This is a genomic window from Bradyrhizobium sp. 187 (genome assembly GCF_023101005.1).
GTDB classification, from domain to species: domain Bacteria; phylum Pseudomonadota; class Alphaproteobacteria; order Rhizobiales; family Xanthobacteraceae; genus Bradyrhizobium; species Bradyrhizobium canariense_D.
On record NZ_CP064693.1, the window covers coordinates 5,104,026 to 5,128,150 of the forward strand.

General features: G+C 64.8%; 19 protein-coding genes and 2 pseudogenes. 7 read left to right on the forward strand and 14 right to left on the reverse strand.

Going from position 1 to position 24,125, the window contains the following annotated elements; genetic code table 11:
* Window positions 1-21 precede the first annotated feature (21 nt).
* From IVB19_RS24710 to IVB19_RS24725, 4 genes and pseudogenes are all read right to left on the reverse strand, one after another.
* Window positions 22-1,173, reverse strand: a complete 1,152-nt coding sequence (locus IVB19_RS24710; RefSeq protein ID WP_247821698.1) for a DegT/DnrJ/EryC1/StrS family aminotransferase — start codon at window positions 1,171-1,173, stop codon at window positions 22-24.
* A 39-nt stretch (window positions 1,174-1,212) separates the two neighbouring features.
* On the reverse strand, window positions 1,213-2,217 hold the full coding sequence (locus IVB19_RS24715) for a Gfo/Idh/MocA family protein (protein WP_247819919.1): 1,005 nt from the start codon (window positions 2,215-2,217) through the stop codon (window positions 1,213-1,215).
* Between the two features lie 184 nt (window positions 2,218-2,401).
* Window positions 2,402-3,814 (reverse strand): mannose-1-phosphate guanylyltransferase/mannose-6-phosphate isomerase, encoded by a 1,413-nt coding sequence (locus IVB19_RS24720; RefSeq protein ID WP_247819920.1) that lies wholly within the window; start codon window positions 3,812-3,814, stop codon window positions 2,402-2,404.
* A 7-nt stretch (window positions 3,815-3,821) separates the two neighbouring features.
* A pseudogene (locus IVB19_RS24725) lies at window positions 3,822-4,094 on the reverse strand (UDP-glucuronate 5-epimerase); the annotation flags it as partial.
* 219 nt (window positions 4,095-4,313) lie between these two features.
* Between IVB19_RS24725 and IVB19_RS24730 the strand changes: the two are divergent.
* Entirely contained in the window at window positions 4,314-5,273 is a 960-nt protein-coding gene (locus IVB19_RS24730) for a lysylphosphatidylglycerol synthase transmembrane domain-containing protein (protein WP_247819921.1), read from the forward strand.
* Window positions 5,270-6,289, forward strand: a complete 1,020-nt coding sequence (locus tag IVB19_RS24735; RefSeq protein ID WP_247819922.1) for an MraY family glycosyltransferase — start codon at window positions 5,270-5,272, stop codon at window positions 6,287-6,289. The genes IVB19_RS24730 and IVB19_RS24735 overlap by 4 nt, the downstream gene beginning before the upstream one ends.
* Here the strand turns inward: IVB19_RS24735 and IVB19_RS24740 are convergent.
* The 6 genes from IVB19_RS24740 to rfaD all read right to left on the reverse strand — a co-directional run bounded on the left by IVB19_RS24740 (window position 6,277) and on the right by rfaD (window position 14,226).
* Window positions 6,277-7,224 carry an NAD-dependent epimerase/dehydratase family protein gene (locus tag IVB19_RS24740; RefSeq protein WP_247819923.1) on the reverse strand — a complete coding sequence of 316 codons (948 nt, stop codon included), beginning with the start codon at window positions 7,222-7,224 and terminating at the stop codon, window positions 6,277-6,279. The two genes, IVB19_RS24735 and IVB19_RS24740, sit on opposite strands and share 13 nt — an antisense overlap.
* Window positions 7,221-8,441 carry a glycosyltransferase family 4 protein gene (locus IVB19_RS24745; protein WP_247819924.1) on the reverse strand — a complete coding sequence of 407 codons (1,221 nt, stop codon included), beginning with the start codon at window positions 8,439-8,441 and terminating at the stop codon, window positions 7,221-7,223. The genes IVB19_RS24740 and IVB19_RS24745 overlap by 4 nt, the downstream gene beginning before the upstream one ends.
* A 2-nt stretch (window positions 8,442-8,443) precedes the next feature.
* A complete protein-coding gene (locus IVB19_RS24750) occupies window positions 8,444-10,357 on the reverse strand; it encodes an SDR family NAD(P)-dependent oxidoreductase (RefSeq protein ID WP_247541671.1) in 1,914 nt (637 codons plus the stop codon).
* A gap of 109 nt (window positions 10,358-10,466) precedes the next feature.
* Window positions 10,467-11,753, reverse strand: a complete 1,287-nt coding sequence (locus IVB19_RS24755) for an O-antigen ligase family protein (RefSeq protein WP_247819925.1) — start codon at window positions 11,751-11,753, stop codon at window positions 10,467-10,469.
* Window positions 11,750-13,234: a D-glycero-beta-D-manno-heptose-7-phosphate kinase gene (gene rfaE1, locus IVB19_RS24760; protein ID WP_247819926.1), complete on the reverse strand. Its 1,485-nt coding sequence runs from the start codon at window positions 13,232-13,234 to the stop codon at window positions 11,750-11,752. The genes IVB19_RS24755 and rfaE1 overlap by 4 nt, the downstream gene beginning before the upstream one ends.
* An 11-nt stretch (window positions 13,235-13,245) precedes the next feature.
* Complete coding sequence (gene rfaD, locus IVB19_RS24765) at window positions 13,246-14,226, reverse strand: ADP-glyceromanno-heptose 6-epimerase (protein ID WP_247819927.1); 981 nt, start codon at window positions 14,224-14,226, stop codon at window positions 13,246-13,248.
* 172 nt (window positions 14,227-14,398) lie between these two features.
* Between rfaD and waaF the strand changes: the two genes are divergently transcribed.
* The gene (waaF, locus tag IVB19_RS24770; RefSeq protein ID WP_247819928.1) at window positions 14,399-15,469 is read left to right on the forward strand and encodes a lipopolysaccharide heptosyltransferase II; all 1,071 of its coding nucleotides are present in this window, start codon (window positions 14,399-14,401) and stop codon (window positions 15,467-15,469) included.
* A gap of 177 nt (window positions 15,470-15,646) precedes the next feature.
* Here the strand turns inward: waaF and IVB19_RS24775 are convergent, their stop codons facing one another.
* The gene (locus IVB19_RS24775; protein WP_247819929.1) at window positions 15,647-16,684 is read right to left on the reverse strand and encodes a glycosyltransferase family 4 protein; all 1,038 of its coding nucleotides are present in this window, start codon (window positions 16,682-16,684) and stop codon (window positions 15,647-15,649) included.
* A gap of 125 nt (window positions 16,685-16,809) precedes the next feature.
* Between IVB19_RS24775 and galE the strand changes: the two genes are divergently transcribed.
* From galE to IVB19_RS24790, 3 genes are all read left to right on the forward strand, one after another.
* A complete protein-coding gene (gene galE, locus IVB19_RS24780; protein WP_007612473.1) occupies window positions 16,810-17,823 on the forward strand; it encodes a UDP-glucose 4-epimerase GalE in 1,014 nt (337 codons plus the stop codon).
* Between the two features lie 117 nt (window positions 17,824-17,940).
* Window positions 17,941-19,743: an ABC transporter ATP-binding protein gene (locus tag IVB19_RS24785; protein ID WP_085348708.1), complete on the forward strand. Its 1,803-nt coding sequence runs from the start codon at window positions 17,941-17,943 to the stop codon at window positions 19,741-19,743.
* A gap of 35 nt (window positions 19,744-19,778) precedes the next feature.
* The gene (locus IVB19_RS24790) at window positions 19,779-20,480 is read left to right on the forward strand and encodes a fumarylacetoacetate hydrolase family protein (protein ID WP_018457304.1); all 702 of its coding nucleotides are present in this window, start codon (window positions 19,779-19,781) and stop codon (window positions 20,478-20,480) included.
* A 64-nt stretch (window positions 20,481-20,544) separates the two neighbouring features.
* Here IVB19_RS24790 and IVB19_RS24795 read toward each other — a convergent pair whose 3' ends face one another.
* Window positions 20,545-21,885: an MFS transporter gene (locus tag IVB19_RS24795; RefSeq protein WP_247819930.1), complete on the reverse strand. Its 1,341-nt coding sequence runs from the start codon at window positions 21,883-21,885 to the stop codon at window positions 20,545-20,547.
* 140 nt (window positions 21,886-22,025) lie between these two features.
* Window positions 22,026-22,484 (reverse strand): YybH family protein, encoded by a 459-nt coding sequence (locus IVB19_RS24800; RefSeq protein ID WP_247821699.1) that lies wholly within the window; start codon window positions 22,482-22,484, stop codon window positions 22,026-22,028.
* Window positions 22,485-22,615: 131 nt separating this feature from the next.
* On the opposite strand from IVB19_RS24800, the gene IVB19_RS24805 reads away from it, so the two are divergent.
* Entirely contained in the window at window positions 22,616-23,158 is a 543-nt protein-coding gene (locus tag IVB19_RS24805) for a periplasmic heavy metal sensor (RefSeq protein ID WP_247819931.1), read from the forward strand.
* 6 nt (window positions 23,159-23,164) lie between these two features.
* Here the strand turns inward: IVB19_RS24805 and IVB19_RS24810 are convergent.
* A pseudogene (locus IVB19_RS24810) lies at window positions 23,165-24,092 on the reverse strand (aspartyl/asparaginyl beta-hydroxylase domain-containing protein).
* Window positions 24,093-24,125: the final 33 nt, after the last annotated feature.

Consider the following 24,125-nt stretch of genomic DNA (forward strand, 5'->3'; position numbering starts at 1 on the left):
TCGCGCAGCAAAACGGGGAAATCAGGCTGAAAGCGCGCCGCGCACGGCCGCGATGATTCGCTCCTGATCGGCTTCGGTCAAATAGGCATGCATCGGCAGGCTGATGACGTCCTGCGACAGGCTCTCGCAGCCCGGCAGGCCGCCCTCGGCGACCGGGTACTGCTTGTAGGCCGTCTGCTGATGCATCGACTTGCCGTAGTAGATCGCCGTCGGCACGCCCTGGGCCTTCAGCGCGGCGGCAAAGCCGTCGCGGTCGGTACCCTCAGGGAGGCGGATCGTGTACTGCGCCCAGACCGACGTATTGCCGCGCGCCACGCGCGGCACCGTGACCACATTGCTGAGACCGCGTGCGTAGCGCTCCACGACCTTGTTGCGGGCGGCGATCTCGTCGTCGAAGATCTTCAGCTTCTCGATCAGGATGGCGGCCTGCATGGTATCGAGCCGGCCGGTCAGGCCGAGGCGGACGTTGTCGTATTTGTCGACGCCCTGCCCGTGCACGCGGATGCTGCGCAGCGTCGCCGCGAGCTCGTCGTCATCGGTGAAGATCGCGCCGCCGTCGCCGAAGCAGCCGAGCGGCTTCGCGGGAAAGAAGCTGGTCGCGGTGGCGAGCCCAAAGGTGCCGAGCTTGCGGCCCTTGTAGCTCGCGCCAAAACCCTGCGCAGCGTCATCGAGCACGAACAGGCCTTCGGCCTTGGCGATCTCCGCGATAGCGTCGTGATCGGCCGGCTGGCCGAACAAATCGACCGGAATCACCGCGACCGGCTTGAGGCCGGCCTTGCGGGCGGTCGCGATGCCGCGCTTGAGCGATTCCGGGCTCATGTTGAAGGTCGCTTCGTCGACGTCGACATAAACCGGCGTCGCGCCGGTCCGGGCCACGGGCGAAGCCGTCGCGATGAAGGTGAAGGACGGACACAGCACGCCGTCGCCCGGCCCGACATTCTTCGCCATCATCACCATCAGGATCGCATCGGTGCCGCTGGCGCAACCGATGACATGCTTGGCGCCGCAATAGGCTGCAAGCTGCTTCTCGAGCTCGGCGACTTCAGGGCCGTTGACAAACTGACAATGATCGAGAACGCGCTTCACGGCGGCATCGAGCGAGTCGCCGAGCCGGCGGCGCTGCGAGGCGACGTCGATGAAGGGAATGGGTTCGGAACGCAGATGCTGGTTCATGGCGCCTTGCGGGTTTTGATCGGTCAACATGGAATGGGATCAGCCGGCGACGCGGCGCGGGCCCTTGAGGGCGGACGACTTGGCGGCGGGCCGCGACGGCGTTTCCAGGCACTGCGTCGCGATCTCGAGGCTGGCGACGCCTTCGTCGCCGGTGACCGCCGGCGTCTCGCCGTTGCGCACGGCCTTGAGGAACGCGATCAGTTCGGCGCGGAGCGGCTCGTCATGGCCGACCGGAAGATGCCGCATCGAATAGCTGCCGTCAGGCTTGAAGCCGAAACATTCGGTGACCTGGCGCGTCAGGAGATCGCCCATCACGTATTTGCCGCGGGTCGCGACCGTGACGCTGCGCGCCTTGAACGGGGTCAGCCAGTTGGTGTTGATGTGCGCGAGCACGCCGTTGGCGGTGCGGAACTGCAAGAGCGCGATGTCCTCGCGCTCGGCGACCGCACTCGACAATTGCGGCTGCACCTCGACGATGTCGGACTCGGTGAACCAGCGGATCAGATCGATGTCGTGCACGGCAAGATCGATGACGACGCCGACATTGGACATGCGCGGCGGAAATGGGCCGACGCGCGTGATCGCGATCGACAGAATATCCTCGCCCGCGATCGCCTGCTTGACGGCGGCAACGGCTGGATTGAAGCGCTCGACATGACCGACCATCAGCGTCACGCCGGCCTTTTGCGCAGCCGTGACGATCTCGCGGCCTTCCGCGACCGTGGACGCAATCGGCTTCTCGACCATCACGTGAATGTTCCTGGCGATGCAGGCGAGCGAGACCTCGTGATGCAGATGAGTGGGCGCCGCAATGGTGACGGCATCGACGCCTTCGGCCAGCAGCTGGTCGAGCGTCTCAAAGCTCGCGCAATTGGCAAGCTCCATCGCCCGCGTGCGATGTGCCGGCGAAGGATCGACGACGCCGACGAGGCTGACGCCGGGAAGACCCGCGAGCACGCGCGCGTGGTTGCTGCCCATCACGCCGGCGCCAATGACGCCGACGCGCAAGCCGGCCTTTGCCGGTGCAGATCCTGTGGAACTCATTTGAGCAAACCCCGATTCAACGCAAATCCCCGGGGCGCTTCTAGCACGGACGCCACATTTGTGGCGAATGCGGAGCTAGCGGTCCGGACACGATTTGATTCAAACAGTTACACGTTCCCCGGGCCTTAAGCCTCTGGAAGAGACCACTCTTTTGGCCCGGGTCGCGTGATTCGGAGTGTGGTGGTTACGACCTTTGATAGTCGTCTTCAATCCGGATGATGTCGTCTTCGCCGAGATAGCTTCCCGTCTGGACCTCGATCAGCTCCAGCATGATTTTACCGGGATTCTCCATCCGGTGTACCGCGCCCATCGGGATGTAGATCGACTCGTTCTCGTGCACGCTTTTGACGGTCTCGTTGACGGTGACGCGGGCGGTGCCGCGGACCACGATCCAGTGCTCGGCGCGATGATGGTGCTTCTGCAGCGACAGACGTCCGCCCGGCTTCACCACGATGCGCTTGACCTGGTGGCGCTCGCCATTGTCGACCGACTGATAGCTACCCCAGGGCCGATGCACCTTGAGGTGCTCCTCGGTGACCTTCGGCGCGACCGCCTTGAGTTTCGTGACCAGCCGCTTGAGCCCGTTGGCATCCTTCTGGCGCGAGACCAGCACTGCGTCCGCGGTCGCCACCACGATAAGATCGTCGACCCCTTCGAGCGCGACCAGCGCAGCATCGGTGGTGACGTTGCAGTTGCGGGAATCCTCGAACACCGCACTGCCATGCGAAGCATTGCCTTGGGCGTCCTTGTCCGACAATTCCCACACCGCGTGCCAGGAGCCGACGTCGGACCAGCCGCAGGACACCGGCACGACCGCGGCGCGCGCGGTCTTCTCCATCACCGCATAGTCGATCGAGATCGCCTTGGCCGCGCCGAACGCCTCGGGCTCCAGCGTCACGAAGCCGAGATCGCGACCGGCATTGGTCACGGCATTGGAGATGGTCTCCACGCTCGCCGCATCGACCTTGCGGTATTCGTCCAGCAGGACGCTGGCTGGAAACATGAAGTTGCCGCTGTTCCAGAGATAGCCGGAATTTAGGTAGTCGGCCGCCTTCACCGCATCCGGCTTTTCGACGAAGCGCGCGACCGCGTGCACCTCGCCGGAAATGACCTCGCCCGGGCTGATATAGCCGTATTCGGTCGCAGGCCGTTCCGGCTTGACGCCGAAGGTGACGATGCGCCCGGCGCTCGCGGCGGTGAGGCCCTGGCGGCACGCCGCGACGAAGGCGGCATTGTCCTGCACCACGTGGTCGGCGGCGAGCGCGAGCACGATCGCCTCACTGGCGCGGTTCTGCGCGAACACCGCGCCGGCGGCGATCGCAGGACCGGAATCGCGCCGCATCGGCTCGAGGATCACGTCGGCCTCGATGCCGATGTCGGCGAGCTGCTCCAGCACCATGAAGCGGTAGGAAGCATTGGTGATGACGATCGGGCGATCGAACAGCGAGGCCTCCGAGACGCGCAACAGCGTGTCCTGGAAGGTCGAGCGCGTGCCGAACAGCGGCAGGAACTGCTTCGGCCGCACCTCGCGCGAAGCAGGCCACAGCCGCGTTCCAGCACCGCCGCACATGATCAGGGGAATAATGCGTTTGTCCATCGTCATTTCAAACCTTGAGGTCGTTCCGATACCAGGTGACAAAATTACGAATTCCGTGCGCGATCGGCGTTGACGGTGCAAAGCCGGTATCGCGCATCAGATCCTCGACATCCGCGGACGTTTCCAAAAGGTCTCTCGGCAGCAATTCTTTGATCGCCGTCCGACCCAGCTCCGGCTCCAGAACTCCGACGACGTGCATCAGCTCTTCCGGGTGGTGGTTGCCGACATTGTAGACCTTAGACGGCGCATTTGCGGCAGCCGGACGATCTGCGGTGACCCTCATCCTGTTCCCAAGGACCGCTTCGCCCGATCCGTCGCTCGATCTTTCGCCCGCGGCGCCTCTTTAGCCTCCGCATCGACGGGGCCGCAATAGCCCCGCCGCCCTGCATGCGGGCTCCTGATCACCGCTATTGCAAGATCGGCGCCAAAACCATACCAAAGCGGCCGAATTCGGCGCCTTGCGTCGGGTTGCTTCAAAACCCTTGTTCATGCGGGCGAAATGCGCCGAATCCTGCTGTCGACGGCCAAGATCCTGATTTCCGGAGCGCTGCTATACCTGGCGCTGCGCAAGGTCGATCTGTCCGAACTGTTTTCGCGCTTCACCGTGACCAGCCTGTTCTGGATCGGCTTGGCGATCGCCGTCACGTTCCTGCAAATCTTCGTCGGCGTGTTGCGTTGGCGCGAGATCAGCGCCGCATGCGGCGCCCCGCTCGAGCTCGGCCGGGCCATGCGCTACAACGTGATCGGATCGTTCTTCAACCAGACCCTGCCCTCGGCGATCGGCGGCGATGCGGTCCGGCTGTGGCTCGTCGCGCGCGCCGGCGCCGGCTGGCGCGCTGCGACCTACTCGATCTTCGTCGACCGCGCGATCGGTTTGATCGCGCTCGCGATCATGATCGTCGCGAGCCTGCCCTGGAGCTACGGCCTCATCGCTGATCCGCACGGGCGCTCGGCGCTGCTGCTCGTCGACCTCGCGGCGCTCGCGGGTGGCCTCGGCTTCCTGGTCTTCGGCGCGCTGAAATGGCACTGGCTGAAAACCTGGTGGGCCACGCATCACATCCACGCCTGTGCCGTGATCGCCAACCGCGTGATCTTCAGCCGCTCGCGCGGACCGGCCGTCGTGATCCTGTCGCTCGCCGTGCATGTGCTGGCCGTCGTGGTCGCCTGGTGCGTCGTGCAGTCGATCGCCGCGCCGGTCGGATTCAGCGACGTCTTTATGCTGGTGCCACCGGTGATGCTGATCACGATGATGCCGATCTCGATCGCCGGCTGGGGCGTGCGGGAAGCCACCATGGGCCTCGCGTTCGGCTTCGCGGGCCTGGCCGCAAACGAGGGCGTCAACGTCTCGCTGCTGTTCGGCGCCGTGTACTTCATCGTCGGCGCGATCGGCGGTCTGGTCTGGATCCTCAGCGCTGAGAAAGCCGCGCAGGGATCGGCGCCGCTCGGAGTGCCGGAGTGAGCGCGGCCATCGATGCGCTCGGCGCCGTCCCCTCGCTGCTTGCCGTTGCGATTGCCGCGCTGGTGTCGGGCGTCATCACCTGGGCCAGCCGCCCCCTGCTCCAGCGTTACGCATTGGCGCGGCCCAACGCGCGGTCCTCTCATCGCATCCCGACCCCGCAGGGTGCGGGCATTGCCGTGATATCAGCGACGCTGCTGGTCGCATCAGCCTGGGCAGTCTGGGCGAACGTCGCGATTCCGCCGGCGCTGATCGCTGCGACGGTCTTGATCGCCGTGGTCGGATTTGCCGACGACATCAAGTCGCTGCCGGTGCTGGTACGGCTCGTGCTGCAGGCCGCAGCCGTCGGCGCCGTCGTGTTCACCACGCCCGAGACCGCGCGCATCGTGCCGGCGCTGCCGCTCGCCCTGGAGCGCGGACTGATCCTGCTGGCGGGCGTGTGGTTCGTGAACCTCGTCAACTTCATGGACGGGCTCGACCTGATGACGGTGGCGGAAGTGGTGCCGGTCACCGCGGCGCTGCTGCTGCTGGGACTGCTCGGCGATCTGTCGTGGCCGGCCGCGCTGATCGCCGCGGCGCTGTGCGGCGCCATGCTCGGCTTTGCGCCGTTCAACAAGCCGGTCGCAAAAGTCTTCCTGGGCGATGTTGGCAGCCTGCCGATCGGCCTTTTGCTCGGCTGGTGCCTGCTCGAGCTCGCTTGGCGCGGGCAGCCCGCCGCGGCGCTGTTGCTGCCGGCCTATTACCTCGTGGATTCCACCATCACGCTGTTCCGGCGCATCGCCAGGCGCGAGCAATTCTGGTCGGCGCATCGCTCGCATTTCTACCAGCGCGCCACCGACCGCGGCTTCACGGTCTCCCGCGTGATCGGCGAGGTGTTCGCGCTCAATCTCGTGCTCGCGGGGCTTGCCATCGCCACCGCTCGCGCGGGCTCGGTGACGATCACGTTGATCGCGCTGCTGGCGGGCGCTATCGCGATCGGCGTTGTGCTGCGGCGGTTCTCCCGTCCTCAGGCGTCCTGAGCCGCCAGCGCCAGCCGCAGCCCCTCGTCGAGAGACACCGGCGGCTGCCACCCGGTCGCAATCGCCTTGGACAGGTTGAGCTCGAGCGAACCGATCAGGCTGTCATGCGTATCCTGCCGGCCCATCACTCTCAGCAGCGTCCCGAGCAGGTCGGGCGGCATGCCGAACAGCCGCGAGTTCTTGCCGGCAGCCTTGGCCAGACGCGCGATGAACTCGGGCGTGGAGACCTGCTCCCTGTCGGCCACCAGGAAGATCTCGAAATTGCTCGCGGGGTCTGGCTGAGAGAGCCGGCGCAGGATGAACGACGACAGGTTCTGCACGGCAAGGAAGGCGCGGTGATTGCGGATCGTGGCAAAGGGCAGCGGCAGCCCGAGGCTCACTGCACGCGTCAGCAGCGCGAAATTGCCCTTGGCGCCCGCACCATAGACCAGCGGCGGCCTGATCACCGAGATCTTCATGGCGCTGTCGCGCGCCAACGTCTTCAAGCCCGCTTCGGCCGCGGCCTTGGACATGCCGTAGAGACCGCGCGGCGTCAGGACATCGTCCTCGCTGAACGGCGCGCGGCCGTCATTGGTGCGACCGTGCACGAGAACGGTGCTGATGAAGATGAACTGGCGCACCCCGGCCGTCGCCGCGCTACCCGCCAGGTGCAGCGTGCCGGCAATGTTGACGTTGCGATAGAGCTGGACCGCATGCTCCTCGTGCTTGTGATGCACCCGCGCGGCGAGATGAACGACGGCGTCGACGCCTTCAAGCGCGGCCTGCCAGTCGGTTTCGGGGCCGATCGTTTCGATCACGACCTCGTCGTCGATGCCTTCCGGCCTGCGCACCGCGCGGCGGACCGACCACCCCTCGCGCGCCAGCGCGGGCACGACATGACGGCCGACGAAACCGCTCGCACCCGTCACCAGCACGACTGGCTTGTGCTCGTTCATCGCTGTTCCACCAGTTCGGGGTTGCGCAACAATTCGTCGATCAGGGCGGCATAGGCGTTCATCGCGGTAACGCGATCGAACTTCGCCGCCGCCTTCACCGCGCGCTCCGCAATGGTGACACCGTCGGAGCAAGACGCCGCGCGGATCGCCTCGGCCAGCTGATCGGCATGGCCTGGCGTCACGACCCAGCCCAGCCCGTTCTCCACCACCGTCAACGCGGCCTCGGCCTCCGGTTCGGAGACCAGCACCACGGGACGGCCGACGGCCAGCAGATTGTAGAAACGGCTCGGCACCGACACCCCCGCAACGTCCTTCCGGTACGGAATGATCCACAGATTGGCCGCCGCCAGGAAGGCCTCGAGCTCGGCATCCTCGACCCGCCCCACGAAGGAGACATTGGGCAAGTTCGCTTCGGCCTGCAACTGCTTCAACCGCTCGAAGCCGATGCCCCAGCCGGAGAGCAGGAAATGGATGCCAGGCTCGGCCCTCAAAAGGCGCGCCGCCTCGAACACGATCTCCGGATCATGGGTGAAGCCGAGATTCCCCGACAGGCCGACAACGAAATCCGCCGAGAGCGCTTTGCGGAACGGATTATCCGCCGTCACCGGCCGGGGTGCGGCCACGAGCGTCGCCCAGTTCGGGATGAAGCGGATCTTGTTTGGTGTCATGCCGGAATAGCTCAGCAGCGGCCGTTTTGCATCGCGGCCGATGGTGATGACGGCATTGAGCGCGCGGAACATCAGACTGTTGGCGGCGCGCATCGTCATGGCCACGATTGAACCGGGCTTCAGCAGGCCCGCCATCACCAGCACGTCGGGGAAGAGGTCGTGCATGATCAGCGCCGAGCGCGCGCGCTTCAGCCTTGCCGCCGCCGCGACCGCGTAAGGCAGCATGAACGGCGCGGTGACGGTGAGCACGACGTCACCTCCCCTCAGCTCCCGTGTCAACGCCAGGAACGTGCGCGCCGCGAACAGCAGTTCGGAGGCGCCGCGCCGCACCAGCGCCGCCTTGCCCGCCATCCGGTTCTTGACGAAGACGACCCGCGGCTTGCCCGGGCCGGTCTGCGAGGCCGGCAACGCGCCCGGTGAGCCCGACAGCACCACGACCTCGTGATCCCCGGCGATGCGGCAGGCGATCTCGGCCATGATCGTCGCCGTCGTGCTCGGATCAGGCGGGTAATGCTGGCTCGCCACGACGATCTTGCCTCGAGGCTGCATGATCAGGCCGCGGTCGACCCGAATTCCGGAATCGCGTCCTTCAGGATGGTCCTGATGGTGGCCCGATCGTCGCGCGCGATCGCCTGCTCCAGCGCCGCAATCCATTTGCGCAGCGTCTGCATCGGCGGCTCGTTCGGCTGCGCGGCCATGATGCCGGCGACGCCGATCTCGCGGGTAGGCTCTTCGGAGGCGAACAGGATTTCGTGCAGGCGTTCGCCGGGCCGCATGCCCGTGAACACGATTTCGATGTCGTAGCCGGGTTGCAGGCCCGAGAGACGGATCATGCGCTCGGCGAGATCGACGATCTTCACCGGCTGGCCCATGTTGAGCACGTAGACGGACACGTCCGAGCGCTGCGTTCCGAGCGCATGCGTTGCCGCCGTGATGACGAGATCGCAGGCCTCGCGGATGGTCATGAAGTAGCGGACCATGTCGGGATGCGTGACCGTCACGGGACCGCCGGCATCGATCTGGGCCTTGAACTTCGGCACCACCGAGCCGTTCGACGCTAGCACGTTACCGAACCGGACCGAGATCAGCCGCATCGACCGCCTGGCGCCGCCGTGACCCGCCGCAAGATCATGATCGAGCGCCTGGCAATACATCTCGGCGAAGCGCTTGGTCAGGCCGAGCATCGACACCGGCTCGATCGCCTTGTCGGTCGAGATCATCACCATGGCTTCGGCGCCGGCGCTGTGCGCGGCATCGGCAACGTTGATCGAGCCGAAGATGTTGGTCTTGACGCCCTCGCTCCAGTCGCGCTCGAGGATCGGCACGTGCTTGAGCGCGGCGGCATGGAACACGATGTCCGGCTTGAACTCGGCCATCAGGCGCATGATGCGCTCCCGGTCGCGGATGTCGGCGATCCGCCCTTCGATCGAAGCAGCAGTGCCGAGCGCAGCGAGCGTTTCCGTGATCGCGTAGAGCGCCGGCTCGGAATTTTCCACGATCAGAAGGCGCGCGGCGCCGAACGCGACGACACGCTCGCAGATCTCGGAACCGATCGAGCCGCCTCCGCCGGTGACGATCACCGCCTTGCCCTCGATCAGGGCCTCGAGCCGCGCATAGTCGATCTTTTCGCTCGGCCGCAGCAGCAGGTCCTCGACGGCGACGGCCGTGAGCCGTGGCGTATCGCCGCTCTCGAGCGAGGGCATGCGGCTCACGATCACGCCGAGCTTGCGCGCCCGCATCAGGATCGATTCGGGATGGGCCTCCGGCTCGAATGCCGTCGGCGTCATCACGACGCGCGCGATCCCCTTGCCGCGCTTGGTGAAGTCGGCGATGACATCCTCGATGTCGTCGACGCCGCCCAGAACCGGGACGTTGCGGATGAACTGGCCGCGATCGGAACTCGACGGCGACAGCACGCCGACCGGCCAGATGCGCTTGATCGCCCCGCTCTCGATTCCGCGCAACAGCACCTCGGCATCCGCGGCGCGGCCGATCAGCAGCGTCGGCGCGGCATCTCCGGTGCGGGCGTGACGCCGAACCCGCGTATAGCGGAAATAGCGGTAGGCCATGCGCAACGCGCTGAGGAAGGAGATCTCGAGGAACCAGTAGAGGACGATGGTCACCTTGCCGAGGAAGAAGGCGCCACGGACGTTGGGGGCGACGAAGATGTAGTCGAGCGCCAGGAGCGCAACCGTCAGCACGGTGGCGACGCGAATGATGTTCAGCGCGTCGGGCAGCGAGATGAAGCGCCATTTCGTCGTGGTCAAGTTGAAGACGAAGAACACGACCACGCTGAAGGCGAGAAAATAGGGCAGGATCTGAATCAGCAGCGGCAGGCGGTCGAAGAAGCCGTCGCCGCCCTCGAAGCGCAGATAGAAGGCGGCGAACAGCGCCGCCGTGGTCGCCAGCAGGTCGTGGAGCGCGATCATGAAATTGCGCAAGGTGAGATGCGAAAGACGCGTCATCCGCTGACCGAAAATCCAGTTAGATGCAACCTGATCGCGCTGATAACCCATCTCGGCCGGACATGCCAGTCAAGGCTTGTCAGTCAAGGTTTGCCATCCGGCCGGCCGTTCAGGGACCGGCTTCCGCCGCTTTCGCCCCGGCCTGCTGGGCCCGGATCACCATGCCGCCGGCAACGCCGACACCGATGACGTACATCCAGCCCTCGTGGAAGTCGAACAGATGGGAGTTGAACAGTGAGGTGAAGACGTTCTGGACCACGACCAGGAGGCCGACCCAGTTTGCGAGCCCGTCGCCGCGAAACAACAGCAGATGCAGGATCCAGATGGCGTAGAGAGCGGCGACCCCGATCATGCCCCATTGCACGGCCACGTTCAGCGTCTGGTTATGCGGGTTGCCGATCACCTCGGCGGACGCCAGGTTCTGATCGCCGGGCGTCGCGGCCCGCTCGAACAATCCACGCGTCGAGCCGGTGCCGTGCCCCTTGACCGGCGCCTCCGCGAAGAAGCCGAGGGATTTTCGCCAGAATTCGAGCCGCAACCCGGCCGAGGTCGCCGCGCCTTTTTCGACATAGCGTGTGTAGTCGCTAGCAAAGCTTTCGGCGGTCTTGCGCAATTGCGGCGAGGCCTGCCAGGCGAGAACCGCGCCCGCGAGCAGGGCGGCGGAGATGATCCCGATGCTGCGCCATCTCAGATGAAGCAACGCAAACACACCGAACAGGATCGGAATGGTGAGGAGCGCGGTGCGCGACACCACCACGAACGCCATGTTGACGAAGAAGGCGAGCGCAAGCGCCGTAAGCAGCGCGGCGATCCAGTAGCGCTTCTGGCGCAGCAACTGCACGATCGGATAGGCGAGCGCGACCGCGCAGAGCGTGAACTCCTGGCTCTGGTCGATGTAGTTCTTGACGAAGATGCCGCGCTCGACGCGGTCGGATTTGAGCGCGAGGTCTGGGTAGAAGGCGACGAGCCAGGACATCACCGACAACAGCGCGCAGGACATTAGGAAGGCGACGAACACCCAATGTCCGCGCGGCGAGCGCGCAAAATGATAGAGCAGGACCGGCAGCACCAGCAGCTTGACGGTCGGATTGACCGCGTAGAAGCGCGCGCCCCAGGCGACATCCGACCACAGCGTTCCCACAAGCGCGAGCAGGAACAGCGCGATCGGCGCTGCTGAGATCGGGCGCTTCAGCGACTGCAGGAATGCCCCGACATCGAGGAACGGCACCATGCAGAGCAGCATCAGGACATTGAAGATCGCCGCAAGCGACGTCGACCATGGCAGCGAGGCCGCAGTCAGGATCGCAAACAGATCGACCGTCTCGGACCAGGCCGCCGGACTGCGCAGACGCCGCCACAGCACCTGGCCGGTTGTCTCCCCGGCGAGCGTCGTCACTTGCCCTCTCCCCGCGCGCGATGAACCAGCGCGGTCGTGCTGAAACCCTGGAGGATGTCGACCAGCACCACCGTCCCGCCCGCGGCCTCGACGACCTCATGGCCGACCACCTGCTCGCGGGTGTAATCGCCCCCTTTGATCAGCGCGCTCGGCTTGATGCGGGTGATCAGGTCGATCGGCGTATCCTCATCGAAAATAACGACGAGATCGACGGCTTCGAGCGCCGCCAGCACTTCCGCACGCGCTCGCTCGTCCTGAACGGGGCGGTCGGCGCCCTTCAGCCGCCGCACCGAGGCGTCGCTGTTGAGCCCCACGATCAGGCGGTCGCAGGCGGAGCGCGCCGCTGTCAGCACCTTGACGTGGCCGGGATGCAGGATGTCGAAGCAGCCATTGGTGAAGCCGACGCGCTGCCCTTGCTTCTTCCATTCCGCGAGCTGCGCCTCGAGCGCGCCGGGCTCGAGCACGATCTTCTCTTCGGCCGCGAGAGAGGCATGCGGCAATATCTTTCGCTTCAGCTCGGCCACACTCACGCTGGCGGTGCCCTGCTTGCCGACGGCAACGGCGGCCGCGGCACTCGCCATGCGCAGCGCCGTGTCCCAGTCCGCGCCCGTGGCGAGAGATACCGCGAGCGCCGCGGCGACGGTGTCGCCGGCGCCGGAGACGTCGCGCACTTTGACCGGAAACGCCGGAACGTGAACGGCGTCGCCGTTGCGCGGCACCAGCGTCATGCCGTGCTCGCCTTGGGTGACCAGGATCGAGTCGCAATCGGCGAGCCGCATCACGTCCTCGCTGGCATCGACGATGCTCTGCGGCGTGTCGGCCCGGCTTCGGGTCGCCTCCGAAAATTCCTTGCGATTGGGCGTGAGCAGCGTCGCGCCGCGATAGATCGCCCAGTTCAGGCTTTTGGGATCGACGATCACGGGCTTGCCGAGTTTTCGCGTGGCGTCGATGGTGTGGCGGATGACGCGGGCGGTCAGCACGCCCTTGGCGTAGTCGGACAGCAGCACGATGTCGGCGCGCGCGATCTGCGGCAGGATCGCTTCGATCAGCTTGGTCTCGATCGTATCGGAAGCAGGCTGTGCCTGCTCCCAATCCGCACGCAGCATGTGCGTGGAAAAATGCTCGGAGACGAAACGCACTTTTCGCGTGGTCGGACGCGAGGGATCGCACACCAGCACGCTTTCGATGGCGCCCTGCTCCGCAAGCGTCGAGGCGAGCTGCCTGCCCGCCTCGTCCTCGCCGACGAGGCCGACGAAGATGCAGCGCGCGCCGAGCGCGGCGACGTTGCGCGCCACATTGCCGGCGCCGCCGATATGGATCTCGCTGCGCTGGGCCGCGATGACAGGCGCCGGCGCCTCCGGCGATATCCGCGACACCTCGCCATAGACGAACTCGTCCAGCATGATGTCGCCGATGCACAGCACCGTGCAGCCTGAGATGGCTTGCGCGAGGGCATCGAAATCGAGAATGGGCGTCGGCATGGTGATGGACCTCAGCGGAAGCGGTCGGGCCGGTCGAGATAATCCCCGACATAGGCCTTCACCGCGTCCTCGAGCGTCGTGAAGCCGCCATTGTAGCCGGCACGGTGGAGGCGATCGACCTCGCTCTGGGTGAAGTACTGGTAGCTACCGCGGATCTGCTCGGGCATGTCGATGTATTCGATGTTGGGGCTGGCGCCGAGCGCAGCATAAGCCGCCAGCATCAGGTCCCTGAAGCTGCGTGCCTTGCCGGTGCCGACATTGAACAGCCCGGACACCGAGGGCGTTGCCAGCAGCCACATGATCACGCGCACGACGTCGTCGACATAGATGAAATCGCGGCGCTGATCGCCGTCCGCGATGCCCTCGCGATGCGACTTGAACAATTGCACGACGCGGCCCGCTTTGACGTCGTCGAAGCGGCGCGCCAGCACGCTCATCATCGAGCCCTTGTGGTATTCGTTGGGGCCGAACACGTTGAAGAATTTCAGTCCGGCCCATTGCGGCGGCAGCTTCTCGCCGTTCGCGGCGCGCTCGGCGACGGCGAGATCGAACAGGTGCTTGCTCCAGCCGTAGAGGTTCATCGGCCGCAATTTCTTCAGCGCAGATACAGAGCTGTCGTCGTCAAATCCTGCCTCGCCGTCGCCATAGGTCGCCGCCGAGGAGGCGTAGATCAACGGCACCGCATTCGCCGTGCACCAGTCCAAGAGCCGCATCGACAGGCGGAAGTTGGTCTCGAACACGAGGTCGCCGTCGGTCGCGGTGGTCGCGGAAATCGCCCCGAGATGGATCGCGGCATCGAGCTTGCGGCCCTGCATCCAGTCCGGCAGCTCAGCCGGCGGCACGATATCCAAAAGCTGCCGCTTGGCGAGGTTGCGCCATTTGCCCTCGTTGCCAAGGAAATCGCAGACAACCACGTCGCTGCGGCCGGCCTCGTTCAGCGCGGCGACGACATTCGATCCGATAAAACCGGCCCCGCCGGTCACCAGCAACATTCCAACTTCCCTGCCAGATTCCGCCTGCCCGAAGTTTTGCGGCCCGGTTCTGCCCTAGCGCATGATCCGCCAAAGTGTAAGCGGTTTTGGGATTGCACTCAGCCGGCTTTACCTGCCGGCCCGGAGCGGCTAACCGAACCGCCACATCAGCGCACCCCGGCCTTTTTAACGAATGAACCAAGATTCGCAATTTAGTGGGGAGGCAGATCGGGGCGACACGCGCCCGATCCTGATCGTCCCCTACATGTGGATCGGCGATTTCGTCCGGAATCACACCGTCGTGCGGGTCCTGAATGAGCGCTGGCCGAACCGGCCGGTCGATCTGCTCACGACCTCCCTATGCGCGCCCCTGGTCGATTACATGCCGGGCGTGCGCGAAGCGATCGTCTGGGACCTGCCGCGCGGCCGGCTCGCCGTGGGTCGCCAGCTCGGCCTGGCGAAGCTCCTGCGCGATCGAAACTACGGCACCGCCCTGGTGCTGCCCCGGACCTGGAAGGCCGCCATTGCGCCCGCTTTGGCCGGCATTCCGGAAAGGGTCGGCTTCGTCGGCGAGTTCCGATTCGGCCTGCTCAATCGCTGGCGCTGGGGCGAAAAGAAGCTGCCCCGCTTCATCGACAAGAACGCCGCGCTCGCCCAGCCGGATGGCGCCCCGCTGCCTCCGGAATGGCCGGTGCCGCAGTTGCGGGTTCAGGCCGAGGACATCGTCCGCTGGCGGCAGGCCAACGGCCTCAGCGCCGGCGCCGCGGTGGCCTTGGCTCCCGGCTCGGTCGGCGCTTCAAAACGCTGGACCTACTATCCCGAGGCCGCCCGCTTGCTCGCCGAGCGCGGCCTTGAGGTCTGGGTGGTCGGCGGCCCCGGGGAAAAGGGCGTGGCCCAGGAGATCGTCGCGGCGGGCGGCGCTCGGGTCCGGGACCTCACGGGCAATGATCTGCGCAACGGCGTGCTGGCCATGGCTGCGGCCGGCGTCGCGATCTCCAACGATTCCGGCCTGATGCACATCGCAGCCGCCCTGGGCACGCCGACCATGGGCATCTTCGGCCCGACCAGCCCCTATCTCTGGGCTCCCCTCAACGGCCTCGCCGCGACCGTGGTGCAGGACAAGAGCGTGCTCTCCTGCCAACCCTGCCAGAGCACGATCTGCAAGATGAACGACCACCGCTGCATGCGAGATATCGCGGCGAGCGAGGTGGTGGAGATTGCGCAGCGGGTGCTGGGTGAGGTGGAGACAAGGGCTTCGACCTGAGGGCCGTCGAAGCTACGCCGATGATGACATCATACCGGTGTTTTGCCCGACGAGTCAAATCGACTTCGTAAAATCCGCAGCGTCGGGATGCCCGGCCAAGCCATTGATTTCGTTGGCCCGGGCTACTGTGCAGGGGGTTGTTTTCGCGTTTTTTGTTTGCTGCCCTGAAGGCCATGCTCAAAGCAGCGGCCGATAGACGTCCCCGATCCGTGAGGCCTCCGCATCGAGGCTGAATTGCGCAAGCACCCGTGCCCGCCCGCGCTCGCCCATAGCCATCGCGGCGGCCACGTCACGCATCAGCGGTTCGACCGCTGCAGCCAGCGCGTCCGCATCACCGGTCGGGATCAGTACGCCGGTCACGCCATTCTCGACCACGAGTTCGGCCGCGCCGGCGCGCGCGGCGACCAGCGCGCTGCCGGTCGCCATCGCCTCGATCAAGGTCAGGCCAAAACCTTCGATGCGCGAGGTGAAGGCGTAGATCGTCAGCCGCTGATACCAGCGTTGCACATCTTCGATCGGCAGCTCGCCGGTGATGACGATGCGCGATTGCAGGCTGGCGGCCTCGATCCGCTTCCTCAGGTCGTTTGCAAAAACGGCTTGCTCGGGTGTGACCTGGCCGACGATGACAGCGGTGAAATCCGGATAGCGCGGCAGCAAGCGGCACATCGCATCGACGAACACGTCGGTGCCCTTCTGCGCGCGTACGCGGCCGAAGCAGCCGATCGCGTAGCGGCCAGGCAACGCGGTTTCCGCGAAGGCAGCAGTGCGGTCGAGCGGCGGCGCATAGATCTCGGTGTCGACGCCGTGTGGAATCACCGTCGCCTTCACCTTCAGGAACGAGGCCGAAAGATCTGATGTCGCGATGATCGCGTCCATGCGCCGGATCAGCCAGCGCGTGATCCAGCTATGATGGCGCTGTGCCGCCGAGGTGAAGACGAGCTTGAGCGGCCAACCGAGCGCGCGCAACAGCACACCCGCGATCATCTCGTTGTTGCGGCGCGCGTGCCAGATCAGCGGCGCCCTGCGGCGCCACAATCTCATGAGACCGGCACCGTTCAGGCGCGCGATCCCCTCCGGCGCGTCGGAGCCGAACCACGCGGCGCGAAACAGCTTTGCCAGCCGCGGCGCCACCATCCGGTTGGTCGCGGTGACCCCGGAATAGCGCCTGTGCAGATTTGGCACGATCACTTCGAGATCGCCTGGGGAATTCGCCACGCCACGCTCCGTTTCGAAAGTCCCTATACGCAACATTAAGCATAGTGACCAGTTCAGCCGCGCCGATACCCACTCTTCACCACATAAACGTTAGCTTGGAGCGTTGATCGAAGACGGGTGAGATCATGACTGTGCTTGTCACCGGCGGTGCCGGCTACATCGGAAGCCACACGGTTCTGGCGCTGGCGGAAGCCGGCGAGGACGTCGTCGTGATCGACGATCTCTCCACCGGTTTCTCGGCCTATCTGCCCGAAGGCGTGCCGCTGTTCATTGGAGACGCCGGCGACGAAAACCTGCTCGAAGGCGTGATAGCCCAGCACAACATCGAGAGCATCATCCATTTCGCGGGCTCGGTCGTCGTGCCGGATTCGATGCGTGATCCGCTCGGCTATTACCGCAACAATTTCACGACCGCGCGCAACCTGCTCAATGTCGCGGTCAAGCGCGGCATCGACCGCTTCATCTTCTCCTCGACCGCGGCGGTCTACGGCGATCCGGACCAGGTGCCGGTGCCCGAGCATGCGCCGACACGGCCGCTGTCGCCCTACGGTTCGTCGAAGCTGATGACCGAGATCATGCTGCACGACGTCGCCGCCGCCTACGGCATGCAGTACGTCACCCTGCGCTATTTCAACGTCGCCGGCGCCGATCCGCAGGCGCGCATTGGATTGGCCACCGTCGGCGCCACGCACCTGCTCAAGATCGCGGTGGAAGCCGCCACCGGCCAGCGCGCCAAGATCGACGTGTTCGGCACCGACTATCCGACCCAGGATGGCAGCTGCATCCGCGATTTCATCCATGTCACGGACCTGTCGCAGGCGCATCGCTCGGCGCTCGCTTATTTGCGCAACGGCGGCGCCTCGACGACACTCAATTGCGGCTATGGCCGCGGCTACTCGGTGCTGGAGACCATCGACGCGGTGCGCCGTGTCTCGGGCCGCAGCTTCGCCGTGCAATACGCCCCGCGCCGGCCCGGCGACATCATGACCATGGTCGCCGATACCAGTCGTATCCGCGGTCTGCTCGACTGGAAGCCGCAATACGACGACCTCGAGACCATCGCGGCGCACGCGCTAGCGTGGGAGGACAAGCTGTTCCGCGAGCGTCACGGCGAGCTCCGCCACGCCGCCTCGGCCTAGATTCCATTCCAGCGCAAGCCCTAATTGGGCTTGAAAAGCGCTGGCTTAGCGGGCACAGAGGCCGTTCGATCCCTGACGCGCGGGCAGGCTTATTCCTGTGCCGTCAATGGACTGCGGATGGCTCAGTTTCCAAAGAAAATCACCGACGATCCCTATGCGGCAGCGGTGCTGATTCGCCGCCTGGTCACGGAACAGGGGATCATCTACTGGCGGCGCTACCTCGTCGCCTTCGCGCTCATGGCGCTTGCCGCCGGATCGACCGCGGGCGCGACCTACGTGCTCGGCCAGGTCATCAACCAGGCCTATGTCGACAAGAACATCCCGGGCATCGCGATGTTCTCGGGCATCACCGTGATCCTGCTCTTCATCAAGGGCGTGGCGACCTACGGTCACATGGTGATCCTGACCAAGATCTCCAACGCCATCCTTGCCACCAACCAACGCCAGCTGTTCGCCAAGTTGATGCGCGAGAGCGTCGGATTCTTCTCCGAGCGGCATTCGTCGGAATTCCTGGCGCGGCTGACGGCCGGCGCCAAGTCCATCACCGACGTCCTCAACATGCTGGTCAATGCGGTCGGGCGCGACCTCATGATGCTGCTCGCCATGATCGGCGTGATGGTGTGGCAGGATCCGGTGATGTCGTTCATCGGCCTCGTCGCCGTGCCGCCGGCGATGCTGGTGCTGCGCAAGCTGGTCAAGCGCATCAAGGGCCTCGCCTACAACCAGTTCACCGGCACCGCCGACATCCTGGAGACGATGCAGGAATCGCTGCAGGGCATCCGCACGGTGAAAGCATTCACGCTCGAAGACACCATGCAGACCCGCATCGACGAGAACATCGCGATCGTCGAGCGCAACGCCAACAAGATGGCCCGCGTCGCCAACCGCTCCAATCCGCTGATGGAGATGCTCGGCGGCTTCGCGGTCGCCGGCTGTTTGCTTTACGGCGGCTATAGCGTAGTCGCCCTCAACGCCACGCCTGGCGCGTTCTTTTCCTTCATGACCGCGTTCCTGATGGCGACCGAGCCGGCCAAGCGGCTGGCGCGGCTCAACATCGACCTCAACAGCCAGCTCGTTGGCGCCCGCATGCTGCTGGAAGTCGTCGACAGCCCCGCGAGCGAGCATTCCGACGACGACAAGCCGGCGCTGAAACTGTCGACTGCGCGCATCGAGCTGCGCGACGTCAGCTTTTCCTATCGCAACGGTGAGACCGTCCTCAATCGCATGAGCTTTGTTGCCGAGCCCGGCAAGGTCACTGCGCTGGTCGGCCCCTCCGGCGGCGGCAAATCGACCGTGCTGGGGTTGCTGCTGCGCTTCTACGAGGTGACGCAAGGCGACATCGTGATCGACGGCCAGTCGATCGGCGCGGTCTCGCGAAAATCGCTGCGGGCCCAGACCGCCTATGTCGGTCAGGACGTCTACCTGTTCCGCGACACCATCCGCAGCAACATCGCGTTCGGCCGCGCGGGCGCGACCGAAGACCAGATCATCGACGCCGCGAAAGCGGCCTGCGCGCATGATTTCATCATGGGCTTCCCGCTCGGCTACGACACGCCCGTCGGCGAGCACGGCACGCAGCTGTCCGGCGGCCAGCGCCAGCGCATCGCGGTTGCGCGCGCGCTGATCAAGAACGCGCCGATCATCCTGCTTGACGAAGCCACCGCCGCGCTCGATTCCGAGTCCGAGCGGCAGGTGCAGGAGGCGATCGAGCATCTCTGCCAGAACCGCACCACCATCGTGATCGCGCACCGCCTGCACACCATCATGCACGCCGATGCGATCCTGGTGGTCGAGGGCGGCGAGATCGTCGAGCAGGGCCGGCATGACGAGCTGCTCCGCCGCGGCGGCCGCTACGCCTCGTTCTTCCGCCTGCAGCATCACGACGCCGGTGCTCTGGCGCCGATCAGCGCAACCGCATAGAGTTCCCTTCACCTCAAGAGCAGCGAGATCGCACCATGAACGCCGCCTCCTACGTCATCCCGCTTCCGACCCAGGCTTCGCTTCCCGTCGTCGGGGAAAGCGGCCGTTATCCCGTGCGCCGCATCTGGTGCGTCGGCCGCAACTATCTCGAGCACATCCGCGAGATGGGCAATGACGAGCGCGCCCCGCCGTTCTTCTTCGCCAAGCACGCCGACATGCTGGTGCCCGACGGCGCCACCATTCCCTATCCGCCGCTGACCAAGGATCTTCATCACGAGGTCGAGTTGATCGTCGCGATGAAGAGCGGCGGCCTCAACATTCCCGCCGAGAAAGCGCTCGACCATGTCTACGGCTATGCCGTCGGCATCGACCTGACCCGGCGCGACCTGCAGATCGCCTCGCGCAAGAAGGAGCGTCCGTGGGAGGTCGGCAAGTCGTTCGACTATTCGGCGCCTTGCTCCGCGGTGCAGCCGGCATCGAAGATCGGCCACCCCGCCAAGGGCAAGATCTGGCTCACGGTCAACGGCAAGGAAGCGCAGAAGGGCGACCTCACCGAGCTGATCTGGAACGTGCCCGAGATCATCTGGCAGCTCTCGCAGCAGGTGAAGCTCGCCGCCGGCGACATCATCATGACGGGCACGCCGGCCGGCGTGTCGCAGCTCCAGCCCGGCGACAAGCTCGAATGCGGCGTCGACGGCGTCGCCACGCTGAAGGTGAGCATCGGTCAGCCGGAATAAGGCTGAGCTCGAGATCACGGGACAGCAAAGCCCCGGGCATCGCGTCCGGGGCTTTTTTGCGGATTCAAGTTCGCCGCTCGTACGCCCCCGCCGCGTTGATGTCCTTTCCCGTGTAATCGGTCATCATCGCGGTCGCCACCAGCGTCACGACCGCGCAAATCGCGATGTAGATCGCGATCGCGGTCGCCGAGTGGAACGTGCCGTACAGCCAGGTAGCGATCAGCGGCGCGGGGCCGCCGGCGATCACGGATGCGAGCTGATAGCCTAGCGAGGAGCCGCTGTAGCGCAGGCGTCCGGTGAAGCTCTCGGCGATCAAGGCGGCTTGCGGTCCATACTGCATGTCGTGCGGAATCAGCGACAGGATGACTGCGAGGAAGATGATGGTCAGCGACCCCGTATTGAGCATGGCGAAATAGACGAAGCCGAAGATACCCGTCACGGCAGCGCCGAGCATATACATGTTCTTGCGGCCGATCTGATCGGAGATATGTCCGCACAGCGGGATCGACACGAACGACAGCACGGAGGCCGAGAGCACCGCGGTCAGCAGGAAGTCGCGCGATACGTGCAGGGTGCCGATGCCATAGGAGAACACGAAGGCCGTGAAGATGTAGAACGGCGCCTGCTCCGACATGCGCGCAAAGGCAGACAGTAGGATCTCCTTCGGGTATTCCAGGATCACCGTGAGCATCGGCGTGCGATCGACCCGGCGTTCGGCCACGAGCTTGGAGAACACCGGGGTTTCGAGAATGCCGAGCCTGATATAGAGGCCCACGCCGACCAGGATGATGCTGAGCGCGAAGGGAATACGCCAGCCCCATGCCAGGAACTGATCACCCGCCATCTGGCTGAACACCAGCACGGCAAGATTGGCGAGGAAAAGCCCGCAGGGCACACCGAACTGCGGCCATGATGCGATCAATCCACGGGATCGGTCGTTGCGCGCCCATTCCATCGACATCAGTACCGAGCCGCCCCACTCACCGCCGACGCCGACGCCCTGAATGAACCGCAGCACGGTCAGGATCACGGCCCCCCAAATACCGATGCTGGCATAGGTCGGCACCACGGCCACCGCAGCGGTCGCCAGTCCCATCAAGAGCAGCGTCGCGATCAGCGTGGATTTACGTCCGATGCGGTCGCCATAATGGCCAAAGATTGCCGCGCCGACGGGCCGCGCGGCGAATCCGACCGCGTAGATCGCAAACGCCTCCAGCGTGCCGACCCAGGGATCGGAGTGAGGAAAGAAGAGCTTTGCGAAAACTAGCCCCGTGACGGTGCTGTAAAGAAAGAAGTCATACCACTCGATCGCGGTCCCGATTGTGGAGGCGATCACGGCGCGGCGAAGCTGGCGCTGATGCTCGGGGGCGGTAAGTCGCGTGGCGTCGAGATCAAGGGTTGCCATGGGAGCGCATCCTCAGATAGGCCCCGCTTGCGTGGTTTCACCTGTTCTTGTTGCCGAAAAAAACGACGGTGGGTTCCAAGGGTTCCAACCGACCTGGAATGAGAGGGTAAAACTTTAGTCGACCGATAAGCCCGGCGGCACTACCAAGCCTTCACCGGCCGATCGGCGTGGCTTGCCTGTGGCACACCGCGATTGAGCGACATGTGGGAATGCACGCACAGCCAGCCATCGCCATATCTTGAAAACACCATCGTGGCCCGGCCGGGACGCGGAAACGCGCTGCCGTCGGGATGATAGCCGGTGCTCGTCCACGGCACGACCACGGTCGCTATCGTGCCATCGGACGATGCCAGGACCGAGGCCTGGTTGATGACGAAACGGAAGTCGGACGTCTTCGGCCACACGTTGTCCCATTGCGTGGTGACCCATTGGTCGAGGCCGGGAATGACGTCATTGTGCGTGCCAAAGGCCAGCACTTCCGGATGGAAAAGCGGCCGCGCCGAAGCATAGTCGACGTCGCGGACATAGCCCGCGAAGGTGTCCAGCCAGTGGCGAAAGAACTGCGTGATCTCGGTATTCGCGGTCGGCAAGGAGGCCATCGTCTGCTCCATGTTCGGCAACTCAATCGCGGCAATCTTTGTTGCCATGAGGCGAACCGTCCAGCAAGATATGTGGAGAGCACCGGTGGAGATCGATCGACCAGCCGGGCCGATTTCATGGAGCCAGACTCATGAGACGCCTTCTCCTGCTTGCAGCCACGCTTATCGTCTCGTGCAACGTTGCCAGCGCGCAGTCCGTTCAGCCCTATGCCGGTCTTGAGCATCGCCCCATCAAGGCGCTGTCGCCGCAGCAGATCGACGATCTGCGAGTCGGACGTGGCATGGGCCTGGCACTTGCCGCCGAGCTCAATGGATATCCCGGTCCGAGCCATGTTCTCGAGCTCGGTGATCGGCTTGATTTGACTGCGGATCAGCGCATCCGGGTTCAGCGCCTCTTCGATGCCATGAAGCAAGAGGCGGTCCCGCTAGGTAACAAGCTGGTCGAGCAGGAAACGGAGTTGGACCGCCTCTTCTCCGCCCGCGTCGTGACATCGGACTCACTCAAGGCAGCCCTCGTTGCCATTTCGGAAACCCAGGCACTGCTCCGCGAAAGCCACCTCAAATACCATCTATCGACAACCGCCCTGCTCGATCAGAGCCAAATGCAGCGATACGCGGAGCTGCGCGGTTACCAACGCCCTGATGGCTCCGAAGAACACAAGCACCGTCACTAAAGGCGATCACCGCAATGCCGACAGCACGATGAGACCGAGGATCAGCGCCGTCAGCGAATATTTGAGCGTGTAGTAGACGTTGCGATTCCATTCCTTGACCTTGCGGCTCGCAAGATGGATCTCGTAGAGCTTGCCGAACACCTTGTTGAGCAGGCCGACGCTCTCGCCGTCGACGTTCTGGGTTGCAGAGGCCTTGACGATGTGGTGGCTGACCCAACCGTTGATCGCGGTCATGAAGCCGTATTTCATCGGGCGCTCGACGTCGCAGAACAGAATGATGCGGTTGACGTCGGTGGCATTCTCCGCACTGTGGATGAAGGTCTCGTCGAACATAAAGGCCTCGCCGTCGCTCCAGACGCATTCGACGCCGTCGACCAGGATGCGGCACTTGTTCGAGTTCGGCGTGACAAGACCGAGGTGGTAGCGCAGCGAACCGGCGAAGGGATCGCGGTGGGCGCCGAGCTTGCCGCCCGGCGGCAGCATCGCAAACATCGCACCATGCACGCTCGGAATAGAGTTGAGCAGCTCCACCGTCTTCGGGCACAGCGTGCGCGCCGAAGGCAGGAAGTCATCGTACCATTTCAGGTAAAAGCGTTTCCAACCGCTCTTGAACAACGAATAGAAGCCCCAATCGTTGTTCTTCGCCGCTGCGCGAATGAAGCCTTCGTCGAACAGGCGAACGGCCTCGTCGCGAATGGTCTCCCAATTTTCGCTGAGGGCTTTCAGCTCCGGAAACTGCTCCACCGGGATCACCGGCTTGTTCGGCACCGCCGAGGCCGCATACATCAGCACATTGTAGGGCGCGAGATAGGTGGAGTGGTCGCCGAGTTGGCGCGCGAAGCGCAGCCGCTGCTTTCCGCGGAAATGAACGTAGATCGTCGATGCCGCCAGCATAGAGAATGACCAGTTGCGGCGCAAAAAGCTGTTTTAACATCTCCCCCGTTCCCCGGTGATTCAACCGGGGACG